This window comes from uncultured Planktomarina sp. (genome assembly GCA_943788425.1).
Lineage (GTDB): Bacteria > Pseudomonadota > Alphaproteobacteria > Rhodobacterales > Rhodobacteraceae > Planktomarina.
This window is the reverse complement of the sequence record CALSQF010000001.1, coordinates 1-14,503: the sequence shown is the minus strand read 5'-3', so window position 1 is coordinate 14,503 and position 14,503 is coordinate 1. Positions and strand designations below refer to the sequence as shown.

At 52.5% G+C, this 14,503-nt stretch carries 17 protein-coding genes and 1 pseudogene; 6 read left to right on the top strand and 12 right to left on the bottom strand.

The genetic code is table 11. The features are described from left to right. The first annotated feature begins 88 nt into the window (after positions 1-88). Positions 89-1,006, top strand: coding sequence for an MBL fold metallo-hydrolase (locus ABLW18_RS00090; protein WP_347822875.1), 918 nt, complete (start codon positions 89-91; stop codon positions 1,004-1,006). A 3-nt stretch (positions 1,007-1,009) separates the two neighbouring features. Next, a complete protein-coding gene (locus ABLW18_RS00085; protein ID WP_347822874.1) occupies positions 1,010-1,954 on the top strand; it encodes an MBL fold metallo-hydrolase in 945 nt (314 codons plus the stop codon). Between the two features lie 9 nt (positions 1,955-1,963). Here the strand turns inward: ABLW18_RS00085 and hemA are convergent, their stop codons facing one another. From hemA to ABLW18_RS00025, 12 genes and pseudogenes are all read right to left on the bottom strand, one after another. Next, positions 1,964-3,187, bottom strand: a complete 1,224-nt coding sequence (gene hemA, locus ABLW18_RS00080; RefSeq protein ID WP_347822873.1) for a 5-aminolevulinate synthase — start codon at positions 3,185-3,187, stop codon at positions 1,964-1,966. A 1-nt stretch (position 3,188) separates the two neighbouring features. Then, complete coding sequence (locus ABLW18_RS00075) at positions 3,189-3,572, bottom strand: DUF302 domain-containing protein (RefSeq protein ID WP_347823230.1); 384 nt, start codon at positions 3,570-3,572, stop codon at positions 3,189-3,191. Positions 3,573-3,694: 122 nt separating this feature from the next. Next, a complete protein-coding gene (locus ABLW18_RS00070) occupies positions 3,695-4,141 on the bottom strand; it encodes a hypothetical protein (protein WP_347822872.1) in 447 nt (148 codons plus the stop codon). Positions 4,142-4,212: 71 nt separating this feature from the next. Beyond that, positions 4,213-5,241: a c-type cytochrome gene (locus ABLW18_RS00065; protein WP_347822871.1), complete on the bottom strand. Its 1,029-nt coding sequence runs from the start codon at positions 5,239-5,241 to the stop codon at positions 4,213-4,215. Next, positions 5,225-6,493, bottom strand: a complete 1,269-nt coding sequence (gene soxC, locus ABLW18_RS00060) for a sulfite dehydrogenase (RefSeq protein WP_347822870.1) — start codon at positions 6,491-6,493, stop codon at positions 5,225-5,227. The genes ABLW18_RS00065 and soxC overlap by 17 nt, the downstream gene beginning before the upstream one ends. Before the next feature lie 30 nt (positions 6,494-6,523). Continuing rightward, positions 6,524-8,231, bottom strand: a pseudogene (gene soxB, locus ABLW18_RS00055) (thiosulfohydrolase SoxB). A gap of 101 nt (positions 8,232-8,332) precedes the next feature. Beyond that, positions 8,333-9,169: a sulfur oxidation c-type cytochrome SoxA gene (gene soxA / locus ABLW18_RS00050; RefSeq protein WP_347822869.1), complete on the bottom strand. Its 837-nt coding sequence runs from the start codon at positions 9,167-9,169 to the stop codon at positions 8,333-8,335. A gap of 27 nt (positions 9,170-9,196) precedes the next feature. Beyond that, positions 9,197-9,526: a thiosulfate oxidation carrier complex protein SoxZ gene (gene soxZ / locus ABLW18_RS00045; protein ID WP_347822868.1), complete on the bottom strand. Its 330-nt coding sequence runs from the start codon at positions 9,524-9,526 to the stop codon at positions 9,197-9,199. 25 nt (positions 9,527-9,551) lie between these two features. Beyond that, positions 9,552-9,974 (bottom strand): thiosulfate oxidation carrier protein SoxY, encoded by a 423-nt coding sequence (gene soxY / locus ABLW18_RS00040; protein WP_347822867.1) that lies wholly within the window; start codon positions 9,972-9,974, stop codon positions 9,552-9,554. A 29-nt stretch (positions 9,975-10,003) separates the two neighbouring features. After that, positions 10,004-10,453, bottom strand: a complete 450-nt coding sequence (gene soxX / locus ABLW18_RS00035; protein WP_347822866.1) for a sulfur oxidation c-type cytochrome SoxX — start codon at positions 10,451-10,453, stop codon at positions 10,004-10,006. Positions 10,454-10,579: 126 nt separating this feature from the next. Beyond that, complete coding sequence (locus tag ABLW18_RS00030; RefSeq protein WP_347822865.1) at positions 10,580-11,089, bottom strand: thioredoxin family protein; 510 nt, start codon at positions 11,087-11,089, stop codon at positions 10,580-10,582. Positions 11,090-11,149: 60 nt separating this feature from the next. After that, positions 11,150-11,890, bottom strand: a complete 741-nt coding sequence (locus ABLW18_RS00025; protein WP_347822864.1) for a cytochrome c biogenesis protein CcdA — start codon at positions 11,888-11,890, stop codon at positions 11,150-11,152. Positions 11,891-11,960: 70 nt separating this feature from the next. On the opposite strand from ABLW18_RS00025, the gene ABLW18_RS00020 reads away from it, so the two are divergent. The 4 genes from ABLW18_RS00020 to ABLW18_RS00005 form a co-directional block, all read left to right on the top strand. Continuing rightward, a complete protein-coding gene (locus ABLW18_RS00020; protein WP_347822863.1) occupies positions 11,961-12,320 on the top strand; it encodes a hypothetical protein in 360 nt (119 codons plus the stop codon). Positions 12,321-12,397: 77 nt separating this feature from the next. Beyond that, complete coding sequence (locus tag ABLW18_RS00015; protein ID WP_271857030.1) at positions 12,398-12,733, top strand: metalloregulator ArsR/SmtB family transcription factor; 336 nt, start codon at positions 12,398-12,400, stop codon at positions 12,731-12,733. A 9-nt stretch (positions 12,734-12,742) separates the two neighbouring features. Beyond that, positions 12,743-13,798, top strand: coding sequence for a YeeE/YedE family protein (locus ABLW18_RS00010; RefSeq protein ID WP_347822862.1), 1,056 nt, complete (start codon positions 12,743-12,745; stop codon positions 13,796-13,798). A 214-nt stretch (positions 13,799-14,012) separates the two neighbouring features. Beyond that, positions 14,013-14,503, top strand: a 491-nt coding sequence (locus ABLW18_RS00005) for a YeeE/YedE thiosulfate transporter family protein (protein ID WP_347822861.1), incomplete at its 3' end; no start/stop codon positions are given.

The window sequence follows — 14,503 nt, the reverse complement described above, 5'->3', positions numbered from 1 at the left end:
TGGTTGAAAGCGATATCAGGGCTTGTAAAAACAAGAACCATGCATCACATTCAATTTGTGGAATAAGTGGAGAACCCAAGCTGTGCCAATGACAAGACGTGATTTTCTCAAATCCAGCGGAGGGGCCGCGTTGGCCGCCAGTGCTGGGCTTTGGGCGCCGCAAACGGCGCATGCGCAGCTCACTTTAGGAGATATGCGCCTCGATGTGCTCAGCGATGGAAGCCTACGCCTGCCAGGCAGTTTTATCTTTGGCACAATGCCACAAGACGAATTGGGCCCAATTTTGGAGGCCTATGATCAATCGCCCGAGCTGCTTACCCCACCTTGTAACGTGACACTTCTGCGCACCGGCGATCGCAATATCTTGTTTGATGTTGGCTCTGGGCCGGATTTCGCTCCTACGGCCGGGCTGCTGCTCGACTCGCTGGACGCGCTTGGCTTGGCCCCCGAAGACATCACCGATGTGGCCTTTACCCACGGGCACCCAGATCATCTGTGGGGCTTGCTCGATGAGTTTGATGATCCATTGTTTACCGAAGCTTCCTATCTGATTGGCAAAACCGAATGGGACTATTGGATCGATCCCAATACAGTCGACAACATTTCCAGCGACCGCGTGCCTTTCGCGGTGGGCGCCAAACGACGCCTCGAAGCCATTGAAGATAATATTGAATTTTTCAAAGATGGCGAAGAGATTTTACCCGGAGTGGCCGCGCGCGCCAGCTTCGGTCACACCCCTGGACATATGGCCTTTGAAATTCGCTCTGGCAGCAAAGCCGCCATGGTCGTCGGCGATGCCATAGGCAACGATCATGTGGCGCTGGCACGCCCCGCTTGGATCTCAGGGTCCGATCAAGATGGGGAGACTGGCGCGGCCAGCAGGATCAGCCTGCTTGATCAAATTGCAACAGAGCAGATGCCGCTCATTGGATTTCATATCAATCAGGGCGGCATTGGCAGAGTTGAGAAAGCCAATGAGGGTTATAGGTTCATCGCGGAGATCTAAATCATGCTGAAAAAAATTGTTTTGTGTAGCCTTCTGGCCAGCCCGGCTCTCGCCAGCGAAGATATCGCAGATCAATATCCCGCCTCTTTGCTCTATTCGAAACCTGTTGAGGTGATCCCACATGTCTTTTCCGCGATCGGCGCCACGGCGCCCTCGACCTATGAAAACGCCGGACATAATAACAATCTAAGTTTCATCCTCACCGGCGACGGGGTTGTGGTGATCAATGCTGGTGGCTCTTATCTGCTCGCAGCAGCACTGCATGCGGAGATTAAAACCCTGACAGATCAGCCCGTGCGACTTGTGATCAATGAGAATGGCCAAGGGCATGCTATGCTCGGAAATTCCTATTGGGCAGATCAGGGAGTTAAGATTGTCGCCCATATCGACGCGGCCCATGAGTTTGAAGATCGCGGCGGACAGAGCCTCAGCGGGGCGGAGAACCGTTTGCAAGATCGCGCGCAAGGCAGCCAGGTGGTTTTGCCGGATGAAACCTTCGAAGATGTTTATCGCGTCCCGTTTGGCGATATGAACATCCAAGCACTGCATCTGGGTCCCTCGCATAGCCCGGGTGATATCGTGGTCTGGATGCCTGAGCAAAGCCTGGTGATTGCAGGTGACATCGCATTCCATGAGCGCATGCTGCCAATTTTCGAAGATACCATCACAATTGATTGGCTAGAGACTTGGGAAGAAGAGTTCGAAAGACTTGCGGCCACTTATGTCATTCCCGGCCATGGACACCCAACAAATATGGCGCAAGTGCGCAGATACACCCGTGACTATCTTGTCTATCTGCGCGAGAAGGTCGGAGAACATCTTGACGCCGGCGGCGATTTAGCTGGCGCCTATTATGTCGACCAAAGCCCTTACACCCATCTCGACACATTTGAAGAATTGGCGACGAGAAACGCAGGGCGGGTTTTTGAGCAAATGGAATTTGAATAGCGGCCGCCGCTACTGCGCGGCCATGGGTTTGCGAGCCAATTCGCATTGTGTCCAAAGATCACTTAATGCCGCAACCAAAGCGTCGATATCGGCGGAAGAATGCACCGGCGACGGGGTGATACGCAAACGCTCGGTCCCGCGCGGAACGGTTGGGTAGTTGATCGGTTGAATGTAAATGCCATAATCCTTCATCAAGATATCGGATATGAACTTGCATTTCATTGCATCCCCTACGATCACCGGTATAATATGACCCGGATTTTGAACATGAGGAATACCAAGTGCGTCAAAACGCGCCCGCACCTCAGCCACACGCTCGGCATGGGCCTGACGCTCCTTCTGGCTCGCTTTTAGATGTCGCACAGAGGCCGTTGCACCCGCTGCAACAGCCGGCGGCAGCGCCGTTGTAAAGATGAAACCACTGGCGAAACTGCGGAGGAAGTCGCAGAGCTCGGCAGAGGCCGCAACATAGCCGCCAACCACCCCAAACGCCTTACCCAAAGTGCCCTCAATAGCGGTCACGCGATGCATGAGGCCTTCTTGCTCGGCAATGCCCCCACCCCGCGGACCATAGAGCCCCACTGCATGAACCTCATCCAGATAGGTCATTGCGTTGTATTTCTCAGCCAGATCACAAATTTCAGCAATGGGAGCAATGTCACCATCCATGGAATAGACGCTTTCAAAGGCAATCAGCTTCGGACGATCCAAAGGTTGCGCAGCCAATTTGGCCTCAAGATCGACCAAATCATTATGTTTCCAAATTTGTCGTTCCGCTTTCGAATGGCGAATGCCTTCAATCATCGACGCGTGATTCAGAGCATCGGACAGCACCAAGCAGTCCGGAATACGCGCCGCCAAAGTGCCAAGTGCCGCCCAGTTTGACACATAACCGGAGGTAAATAATAGTGCGGCAGGCTTGCCATGCAGATCCGCCAATTCTTCTTCAAGCTGAACGTGATAGTCGGTGGTGCCAGAGATGTTGCGTGTGCCGCCTGCCCCCGCGCCACATGAGTCAATCGCCGCATGCATGGCATCTAACACATCGGGATGCTGCCCCATGCCGAGATAATCGTTGGAGCACCAAATCGTCACCTCCTGCGGATTGTCCTGCCCAAGCGAGGTTGCATGAGGGAAATTGCCATTATGGCGCTCCAAATTGGCAAACACGCGATAGTCACCGCTTGCGCGCAATGTCTCTAGGGATGTTTTGAAAAATGCGTCGTAATTCATGTCAATCTCCAAGCGCGTCTTGTACCAAGGCGTCGAGCAACGCTTGAACTTCTTGCATAATTCCATCGGGGTATCTGCGATATCCAATCAACACTTGGCCTTCTCGATCAGTAACAAAAATCGAATAAGGACAATGCGCTATATTCATTGGATCAGCTTCCATCATCCTGCGCGACAACACCGCAGAACAAAACAAAAAGATATCCGCAGCATCAAAAATCTTAACCTCACGACCAAGATCTTGACCGGTGCGTTCAAGCATCTCACCTGTGTGGCTGACGTAATCGATCACCAAACCCGCATCTAAAATCGCGCTCTCGACACTAAAGGTCGCATCATCGAAAGAGCCATCAAAAGCATAGGTGATCGCCTGAGATTGTGCCATAACGGGTGCCGCAAAACTGAGGGCCAAAGCGACGGCCAGATGACGAGACAGATTGAGGGACAGTCCGAACCCAAAACATATGTTGCGCATAATCTCTCCCTGCCTCGCTCTGGGTGGCCTGCCTATGGGCGCACCAAGGTCCAACCATCTTCATCAAGGGTCATCAGATCTACGACACCCGCTGGAACCGTCTCCGCCATGGCCACAATTGGCGGCGCTTTGCCCTCTTTTTTCGTCATGCCGGAAATCGTATTGGCACAGGCGGCAAAACTCACGTTTGGCATCGAGGCGCTGAAGCTCTGGAGTCGTTCCAGAACCGGCGATGTGTCTTCCCGCAGCATATGCAGCCCAGCGTTAAAAGCCACGACACGCACCTCGATTGTCTCACCAAGCCCTTCATAATGGCGCACCACATTGGCGGCCACATTCAACACGGTGTTCATTTTTTGTGGGTTATTGTCGCTGATTTGCAGCGCCAGCTTATGATCGGCAAGCCCGTCCTGCGCCATGGCCGCAGCCCCAATCACGCAAGACAGCAAAACTGCTGAAAGTTTCAGAATAAGTTTCATCTCGTATCCACCTGATTAAAAATAATTTTCAGCGAAAAAGCCCACTGAAAATCACAATATCATCCTACGTCTTACTCGAAGGTTTTCAAGTATTCGATCACCGCCGTTTGATCTGCCTCCTTACGCAGCCCAGCGAAGGACATTTTTGTGCCCTTGAGATAGGCTTTTGGTTTCGCCAAGAAGGCGGCCAATTCCACTTCTGACCACATTAGCCCATCCTGAGCCGCAACGCGCAGCGCCTTAGAATATTTAAATCCGTCCACAGATCCCGCGGCGGCGCCCACAATCCCATTGAGAACGGGGCCAGAGCGGTTTTTGGCTTTCTCACCGACCTGATGGCAAGATTTGCACTTCTTGAACACTTTCTTACCGGCAGCCGCCAGCTCCATATCAATCGTTGGAGCCGCGGGCTCCGGGGCAGGTTCTGGTGCGGCGGTGGCACTGACCGCTGTGGTGGCTGTATTTCCATCCAGCTCAGGGGTCACGTCCAAGACCAATGCGCGCATGGTGATCGCAACACTGTCTTTGCAAGCTGTCATGCAAGGCTCGCCAGACCAAATCGCATATTCCGCCTCAGCGCGGTTATCCACGATAAAACCACCCACATTTGGCATCTTGAATTCCATGAAGTTTTCATTCGACAACACGAAATCTTCCTCGATCAAGTCGTTGGAATACAAAATATAAGCGACAATCGCATAGACTTCATCATCGCTTAATGTACCCGCGTTACCATAGGGCATCGAGCGTTTGATATAATCATAGGCGGTCGTCAAATGCGGCCAGTAGGATCCCACAGTCTTCAACGGATCCTCATGGTCAAGCGTATCTGCTCCCCCCGCCAATTTTGGCCAATTGTCGACTCCTTCGGCAAAATCTCCATGGCAAGCAGCACATTTTTCGGCAAAAATTTCTTCACCATCCAGCACGTCACCGGAGCCCACAGGCAGGCCATCGCCCGTAGCATTGATGTCCCAATCCCAGGCGGCAATTTCAGCAGGCAAAGCAGCTCGACCAAGACCAAATTTTTCAGCCATAACAGGCGCGGTCAGGCAGGAAGCGGCCAATGCGATGGTTAAGGACTTAAGATACTTCGACATTTTCTGCCTCCCCGTTTTCACGCACCCACCAAGTTTGAATGCAATTGTTGTGATAGATTGAGTTGAGACCGCGGACCTCTCGCAACTGCGCTTTCGTCGGCTGCACATAGCCCGTTTCATCCATGGCGCGTGATTGCAAAAGCATTTCAGAACCATCCCAATCCACATCCAGATAAAAGCGGGTGAGCGCCATTTTCTCGCCAGGCTTGGCCAAGCGCGCAGTTTCCCAGGTTTTGCCCCCATCTCTGGACACATCCACACGGGTGATGGCCCCATTTCCAGACCAAGCAAGCCCAGTGATCACCAAAGGCCCTTGGCCATGGGTGATGGGGGCTTGTGGGCTTGGAGAGGTCACAACCGATTTTGCATCCATTGCCCATGTCCATTTCCGACTGGTGCCGTCTTCAAGCGTGTCGGTATATTTTGATGTTTCCTCACGGGATTCTACCGGCTCATTTGTCACTTCAATCCGGCGAATCCATTTGACCCACATATTGCCCTCCCAACCGGGCACCACCAAGCGGACCGGATAGCCATGCTCCTTGCGCAGGGCTTCGCCATTGGCCTTGAAGGCGACCAAAACATCATCCAGAGCCTTTTCCATCGGAATGGATCGACCATTCGATGACGCATCCGCGCCTTCCACAAAGACCCATTTGCCAGAGGTGTCATAACCGGCCTCCTGCAACAGCAGGCGCAGAGGCACACCGGTATATTCCATGTTATGGATCATGCCATGGGTAAACTGTGCACCGTTAAGCTGCGCACCGGCCCATTCCATGCCAGTATTGGCCGCACACTCACAGAAATACACATGATTTTCCCGTGGAAAACGCTCCAGATCTTCATAAGTGAACACCAAGGGCGTATCGACCAGCCCGTTAATCATCAAACGGTAATCGCTTTTCTTGAGATCAATCGCGCCAGAGTGGTGACGCTCAAAGGCACAGCCCTGCGGCGTGATTGTGCCGTCGAGTGCATGAATGGGCGTAAAATTGATCGAACTGACCGTATCGGCGGTCAACCATTCCACGTTACGACGAATGACATCCGCCTCATATTCAATCGGCAATCCATAGGGTGTGGCATCCACGCCATCACCGAAGCTTTGTGCCCAATCTTGTGGATTGACGATCAAAGGGTCAGCGGCTTGCGCTTGCGCGGCGGAGGAGGTCACAACCCCTGCCCCAATCGCAGCAGCGCCCCCTAAGAACGCCCGGCGGGATGGCTGTTTGACGGTATGGTTCGACATGGTAATTTCCTTCAATCATACAGGGCCGCCTTAGGCCCCGATAACCTCAACTGAGTTGTTCGGATCCAGTAAGATCGTCCCTTGCTTGCGGATATGGTTTTCCACCACATCCCAAATTTGTGGCCCCTCAGTGCCTTCGTTGACGCTGGCCCAACCGGCGATCGTATAGGTTTTCGCAGCCTCGATCTTCTCGCCTGTTTTCAACAAAGTCATTTCAGTGATCCGCTGACCCTGGGGTTTGTTGATATCGATCCGATAGCCAAGGCCCCCCACCCGCACCATATCCCCGCCTTGCTGATAGTAGGGATCCGGGTTGAACAAATTATCGGCGACATCTTCCAAGACAATATGCAGGAATTCACCGGTCATCTCTGTACGATAGGCCTCTCCATAAGACATTGAAGTAACGTTCCAAATATCTTCACGGGTAATATCTTGGCCCGGTAAGATTGATGGCCCCCAGCGCACGCCGGGCGACAAGGCGATATCTGCGTCCCGCTCTTCGATCAATGCGTTGCAAATGAGATCATCCCATGTACCGTTGAAATTTCCACGGCGGTAAAGTGTTTGATTTTCTGCAGTGCGGCCAATGACTTCACGCAGCTCACTCTCATAGGGGGCGCGCTGTGCGTCGATAACTTTTGCAACCTCTGCATCTGGCTCAATCACATCTGAAAAGATCGGGATCAGCTTGTGACGGAAACCCATCATCTGCCCGTTGCGCACATCCAGATCAACACGGCTGACGAATTTACCATTAGAGCCCGACGCCACGATGATGGTTTTGCCCACCAAAAGCGGCTCGGGCAAAGCGTCATGCGTATGGCCAGACAGGATCACATCAATTCCTGCCACAATGCCGGCCATTTGTTTATCCACATCAAAGCCGTTGTGACTTAAACAGACCACCAAATCCGCCCCCTTGGCGCGCACTTCATCCACCATCATTTGCATGTTCTCATCGCGGATACCGAAGGCATATTCTGGGAACATCCACCCTGGATTGGCGATGGGCATATAGGGGAAAGCCTGACCAATCACAGCAACCTTCACCCCACCGGTTTCAAAGAACTTATAGGGCGGGAACATATCGGTCGGCTCATCCCATTCGCTGTCAAAGATATGTTCTGGCCCAAAGCCGCGAAAGGCAGGCCTTCGACAATCTCATTGACCCGCTCGCTGCCCAGGGTGAACTCCCAGTGGAAGGTCATCGCATCGGGGCGCAAAGCATTCATGACATTGACCATATCCTGGCCCGGCGGTCTTGTGGCAGGTGTAAGAGCCATGCCAAGTATCTCCCGCCATCCAGCAGCAAAGCATCCGGGCGCTCGGCGCGGATATGGTTGATGACAGTGGCGACACGATCCAATCCACCCACGCGCCCATAGCCCTTGGCCAGAGCGGAAAAATCATCGTAGGTCAGCGCATAGGCCGAGGCGCTGCCGTCATGAATTCCATAGAGCTTGCGAAAATCCGCCCCGGTGACATGTGGCACCTGTCCGCGGTTGGCGCCAACACCGATATTGATCTCCGGTTCGCGGAAGAAAATCGGCTTCATCTGAGCATGAATATCTGTGACATGGATTAAAGAGACATTGCCGAAGGGCTCAAATTCAAGCAACTTGCTTTGCGTCAGCGACTGCTGTGCAGCCAGTCGCCCCCAGTTGCCGAAGCCAGATCCACCGTAAAGCGCGGCGGCGGCCATACTGGTTTGCAAAAAATCACGACGAGATATCATTTCGGTCCTCACATCCGCGCTACATATGCACGATATTGAATTCGTTTAACTGTGAAAGAACCCATGGCCCCTCATAGGACATGGGTTCTCCGGAATTTATATTAGTTGCGGACCGATGGGGTCTCAACAGATAGACCATTGCCGCGAGCTGCGAGATAGAGCTCAAGAGCCTTAAACTCGTCGCCGCCCACTTTGAACGGTGTTGCACGAATGTTGGACATACAGCCTTTGAAACGCGCATGGGCCGAGTTCAATTTAGCATTTTTCAACCTATAGGTTGGAAAGCCGTTTATTTGACCTTGGCTCAGGTGATCGGCGCGGATCATGACACCATAATTGTCTTCATGACAATTTGAGCAGGACATATCTAATTGACCAACACGCTGGTAATAGAGGTCCTTACCCTCTTCAAAGAAAGGTGCCGCATCACCATCAACCGCAACATTGATCGACATGCCACGCGATTGCAGACCAATCAAAGCAGTCACAGCCGTCATTTGACCACCGGTATACTTCCAAGGCTCCGCCCCCATGCGCTCTGTGCGGCACTCATTGACCAGGTTTTCCATGGTGACCAATTCACCATTTTCAACCCGTGGCAGAGTTGGGCGCAGGCCCGCAAAATCGGCCACATCTTCATGACAGCTTGCGCAGGCCTTGCCCTCAGACCCTTCAACCTTGTCAAACAAATCAATGCCTTGATCAACAAACACGAAAGCAGGATTTTCAAAATCATCCATTTGCAGCGACTGGGTTTCGCCAATTCTAAAGTGCCATCCAGAATAGACCGTATCAAGGTTCTCAGCAAAGGCCGGTGCAGCCGCGCGAGTCTTGATAACATCCCCATCCACCGCCAATATTGAGTCGTCTTGTGCAGACGCAAACCCAGCGGACAAAGCCACAATGGCCGCACTCGTTAGTAAAGTCTTGAATTTCATTTTCAGTCCTCCCTAGACCACAAGATATTAGGCTATTTTTATTTTCTTTGAGGTCTCATAGACAGAACCATCATCGTCATACCATGTGAATTTGAACTCACCGGCTTCGGGCACCATGGCTTCAAATTGGAAGTATGGATTTGTGGAAATAGCAGGTTCCAAAGTCACGTCGATGATATTTTGTCCATTAAAATCGGCGACAAACCGATTGATGATTGAGCGCGGGATGATGTTTCCATCGCCATCTTTGCGCACACCAGATTCCATCTTATGGCTGATCAAAGTCTTGATCGTGATCACATCACCTGCTGCGGCCGATTTTGGAACCTTAACGCGTGGTTTTACACCTTTCGCCATCAGTACTTCTCCTTAAATTCTGAGTTTAGCCGCCGCAGCCGCCGATTGTTACTTTTACAGTTGCACCCGCCGTGCGGAATGAGCCGTCTGCCATTTTTGCAACAGCAACCACGTCTTGGGTCTTTGCCAAACGAATGCGCGTCGCACCGGAGCGCGTGCCCGCCATTGGACCATAGTTAAATGTGGCGACCGCTGGCGTTGGGTTGCCTGTCGCCAAAAGCATGATGGACACCGCGCCGGGTGCGCTGACCGATACCGGCACAGTATTGCCATTCTCTGCAATTTCTGGGGCAGTCAGATCAATGCCGCCCTCTGTGACGCTGGCACCGCCAGTAAAGGCCGCAATCGCATCATCTGTTTTCGATGCAAAGGCTGGCATACCCGCGAAACTCGCGGCCGCAAAAGCGCCGGATCCGAGGGCCAAAATGTTTCGTCTCGTAAATTCCATGTTGTGTCTCCCTGATCTTATTCAGATCTTTAGTCTTTAAGGGTCAAAAGATATGCCACCACATCTTCAACTTGTTGGGCTGTCAGGATCGATTTGCCATCAAACTTCTTGAGCGGGCGCTCATAGCCGCTGTCGATGTAAAACGCCGGCATGATCGTTCCCTCGAACATCATCTTTGCGTTGACGACTATCCCACGCAATTCAGCTTCTTCCCAGCGATCACCAACGCCGGTCAATGGCGGGCCGACTTCACCATGGAATTGCTGCTCGGGCATGTCATCATTCGTATGACAGGCAAGGCAGTTGCCCAATTTGCGGTTCATAAAGGTTTTCCGACCTACGGCAGCATCCCCAGCAGAACCGCTCAAAGAGGCCATCACAGAGCCATCCTCAAACGCGACATTACTCGGAACAGTTTCCGCAACAGCGCTTGTGACACTCAACACCGACACGGCGGCGATTGTAAAAATATTTCTCATGCGTCCTCCCGAAACACTTTTTTATTTATGTGTACGGTAGTCTACCAACAGGGTATCAATCAACCACAAATTCACTTTAATGAATTTATTATTTCCAACGAGCCTCGAAACGGGCCTCGAAAACTGCTAACTTTGCTCGGCAAATTTGCGGGCATGGTACTTTTGAAAACTCTCGTCGCCGGCGTAGCCATGTTCAATAATCCAATTTAACATATTGAATGTTGTATGTTTTGTAAAAGCACCGGGCATGGTGGCTACAGCAGCCTGATTGGCCGAAACATCCTCGGCCACCTCTTCAGGAAAAAACATGATCGACGGAGTAAACAATGCGCCCCAGCGGCGAACCATCTCTTTTTCGGGCAATATGGTGCCGTCAAAGTCCGTGACTTCGACGTCTCCGAACATATTTATCTGCACAACAAAGAAATTTTCCTCGATGTAATCGGCGATTTTGGCAACGGGAAAAACGTCCTGATGCATTTTCTTGCAATAGATACAGCCTCTTTGCTCAATGATGACCATGAGTCGTTTGCCTTCGGCGTTGGCATCGGCCAGATCCTCTGACAGATCTTTAAACGTGTCTCGCATCCATGGCGCTTTATGCAAACCATCGTCGCCCATTTCGGCAAAACCCATGGTCGCACTCATGAAAACAGCAGCGGCGATCAAAATTAAACGTTTCATGGCAGTCCCTTCCTATCCGATGCGCCCAAAACTGGGCACAAGTTCTAACATCCATTGCGCAATATAGTTCATAGAGTTTGTCGCGATAAGCAATCCAAAGAGAATCAAAAACACCCCCATGGCTCTTTCCACCAAGGCCAAGTGCCGTCGAAACCGCGCCATCCAGCGCATGAATGGGGCAATAAACAAAGCCGCGATGATGAAGGGTAACGTCATGCCCAGCCCATAGGTCAAGAGCAGCAACGCCCCATTCCAAGCGGTTTCCGCACCCGCCGCGGTAAATAAAATCGCCGCAAGAACCGGACCGACACAGGGGGTCCAGCCAAAAGCAAAGGCCAGACCGACCACATAGGAACCGGCCAGGCTGAGATGAGACATTTTCGAGGTATCAAAACTCACCTGTCGATAAAGCAAAGCAATCTTGATCAACCCAAGGAAATGTAAGCCCATCGTGATGATAATGGCGGCTGCCACCAAACGTAGAATATCAAAATATTCTCGCACCACTTGCCCAAAGGTGGTCGCAGCCGCTCCCAAACCCATGAAAATCGTGATCACCCCAGCGGCAAAAAACATCGCCGCAAGCACGGCACGGCGCCGCGTGGCCGCTTCGATCTGTGAGTCGCTGTTGATTTGGTTCATCCCAACCCCAGCCAAATAACTGAGATAGAAAGGTACAATTGGCAAAATACAGGGAGAAACAAAGGATAAAAGACCCGCAAAAAATGCTGAAACGATGGAAATGTCGAACATAGCGGGCCGCCTATATTGCAATTTGATAATTTCATATTACAGTTTGTGAATACGAAAGGTCAATTTCCAAATGTGGACGAAAGCACTGAGCCTCACCCTTGCAATTCTTGCCCTACCAGCTATGGCAGAGACACGCTTGATTATGGCCGAGGAAGAGGGCTGTGTGTGGTGTGCCCTCTGGAATGAAGAAATTGGCCCAATTTATCCCAAAACCCCGGAAGGCCGCGCCGCGCCGCTTTTGCGCTTGGATCTGCATGAGACCCTGCCAGCAGAGTTGCAATTTACCCGCAGCCTGCATTTTACGCCAACCTTTGTGCTGATGGTGGATGGGGTTGAAGCCTCCCGGATCGAAGGTTACCCTGGGGAAGATTTCTTTTGGGGCCTGCTGGGTCAGATGCTGATCGCTGCCGATGAGCCCACGCGCCCATGAAATTCGTGTTATTGACCCTTGAGGGTCTTATATGTCACACAGTTTAAAAAGTATGACTTATGAGGCAGAACACGACCATGGCTTTGCCAGTTTTTGATAAGAATATTTGTCCTGAAGATATGGACAAAATGGCAAGTAACGCGGTTCGAGCTGCAAACTTCCTCAAAGCGATCAGCCATGAAGGGCGGTTGATGATCCTGTGCTATCTCGCGTCTGGTGAAAAATCAGTCACGGATCTTGAAGAACTGCTCTCGGCCCGCCAAGCTGCTGTGTCGCAGCAATTGTCGCGCCTACGGATGGAGGGGCTCGTAACCCCACGCCGCGAAGGCAAGGTGATTTATTACAGCTTGACCGACAAACGCTCCACGCAGATCATGGAGGTCGTCTATGATCTATTTTGCCGCGGATCCTAGGGTAATGACATGCTGGACATACTGTCAGAACCGGTAATTGTCGCATGGATCGGCCTGGCTGGTGGGGTGGTTCTTGGGCTCGCTGCCCGCATTGGCCGGTTTTGCACCCTCGGCGCTCTGGAAGATCTTTTTTATGGCGGCAGTGTTGAGCGCGTGCGCATGTGGGGCATTGCCATTGGCGTGTCGATTACGGCCAGTTTCGCCGCCCAAGCGCTTGGCTGGGTCGATCTGACCAATTCGATCTATCTCTCCGCAACTTGGAACCCATGGGCCAGCATAGCGGGCGGCCTCGCCTTCGGCTACGGTATGGCCCTTGCGGGAAATTGTGGCTATGGCGCATTGGCCCGACTTGGCGGCGGGGATATCCGTGCCTTTATCATTGTTCTGGTCATGGGCATCTTCGCCTATATGACAATTGCCGGCCCCTTGGCCTATATGCGCATTTGGATCTTCGGCGGCGGCAGTGCCGCCCCTACCCCGCCCAGCATTGCTTTCGCGCTGTCCCAGCAAATCGGGCTGTCCCTAACGTGGATCGGGATGGCCATCGGGATTGTCATCTTTGCCTTCGCTGCGGCCAGTCGTCCTGTTTGGCAACATCCCAAAACATTGATGTGGGGCACGCTGGTTGCGGGGGCTATCGTGTCTGGGTGGATTGGCACACAATGGATCGCCACTCATGGTTTTGAAGAGCTGCCTGTCGTCACCCATACCTTCTCTGCCCCTATTGGAGAAAGCCTGATCTACTTGATGAGTGCCAGCGGCAATTCTGTCAGCTTTGCCACAGGATCGGTCTTAGGCGTCTTAATTGGCGCATTTATCGGCTCCATATTCAAGGGTCACTTCCGTTGGGAGGCCTGTGACGATGCGCGCGAGTTGCGCCGGCAAATCTTTGGAGCGGCGCTTATGGGCGTCGGCTCGGTCTTGGCCTTCGGATGCAGTGTGGGACAGGGATTATCCGCATTCTCTACCCTCGCCTATAGTGCACCTGTGACCCTCATTTGCATCGTGATTGGCGCGGCTATCGGGCTGCGCCAATTGATTCAAGGGTTTCATCAAATCGATTGAAGCTGTTGCTGCCGCAATATATCTCCCTCCACCGCAATTAGGACAAAATTTCTGCATCTCACTTGCCTGACTTTGCTTCGGTTCTGGGGTCGAGCCGGCCTGCAGAACTCTATTCCTAGTATCCCGCGCGCGCCAGAATTTCATCACCTCAGCCGCATTTGCATCTCTGTGTTTTTGGGGGCAAACGATCATCAAACGACAAAAGGTGTTTGATATGTTTGAACAACTCGGCTTTGAAAACCTTAACCCTACCCAGGCATCAATGATCCTGGCATTGGTCCTTGGGGCGCTGTTCGGCGCGATTGCGCATCATCTCAAGTTTTGCTTTCGCAGCGCCGTTGTCGGTGCAGGTAACGCAGGCCAAAATGCACGCGGTCTTTGGTTTGTCGCCTTAGGAACGGCTGTTCTGGTCACGCAGTTGCTGACCCTGACAGGTTATATCGCCTTTACCGATCACCGTTTAATGGACAGCGATCTTCCCATTCTGGCAATCCTCACCGGAGGTGTGATGTTCGGTATGGGTATGGTGCTCACCCGAGGGTGCATCTCGCGCCTCACGGTGCTGACAGGCTCTGGCAATCTTCGGGCGCTCACCGTTCTGATCGTCTTTGCGGTACTCGCCCATGCGACCCTTAAAGGCGTTCTTGCGCCCCTGCGCATATGGCTCGGCTCTGTCACCCTGCCTGTGAACGGCGTCAGCTCTCT